The sequence below is a fragment of the Pseudoalteromonas sp. S1727 genome (genome assembly GCF_005886375.1).
Classification (GTDB): domain Bacteria; phylum Pseudomonadota; class Gammaproteobacteria; order Enterobacterales; family Alteromonadaceae; genus Pseudoalteromonas; species Pseudoalteromonas haloplanktis.
Genome location: NZ_PNDT01000269.1, coordinates 1 through 478, shown reverse-complemented (window position 1 = coordinate 478; position 478 = coordinate 1). Strand labels below are relative to the sequence as shown.

Here is a 478-nt window from a genome sequence, read left to right as displayed (position 1 = left end):
TACCGATCACTTGATCACCAAGTACTGTTTCACCTTCTGCGTGAATAATCTCACCCATGATGCCGTCTTCTTGAGCAACAACTTCAAGAACAACTTTATCAGTTTCGATGTCAACTAAGTTTTGGTCGCGTGTTACTGCGTCACCTGGTTGAACATGCCAAGTAGCTACTGTCGCGTCTGCGACTGATTCTGGAAGTACAGGTACTTTAATGTCCACTTCTTTACCTTCTGATGCTGGTGCTGATGGCGCCTCTGGCGCGTTTTCTTGTTTAGCAGAAGCCGGTGCAGCTTCGCTCTTAGCGTCTTCACTTGGCGCTGCTGCATCAGCGTCGCCAATAATACCGATCACTTGATCACCAAGCACGGTTGCACCTTCTTCTTGTGAAATTTCAGTGATCACACCGTCATTTGGTGCAACAACCTCTAAAACAACTTTATCTGTTTCGATGTCTACTAAGTTCTGATCACGGCTTAATTT

General features: G+C 45.8%; 1 protein-coding gene. It reads right to left on the bottom strand.

Features of this window, described 5'->3' with window-relative positions:
• On the bottom strand, nt 1–478 hold a 478-nt coding region (locus CWB85_RS21965), incomplete at both ends, for a biotin/lipoyl-containing protein (protein WP_283235145.1).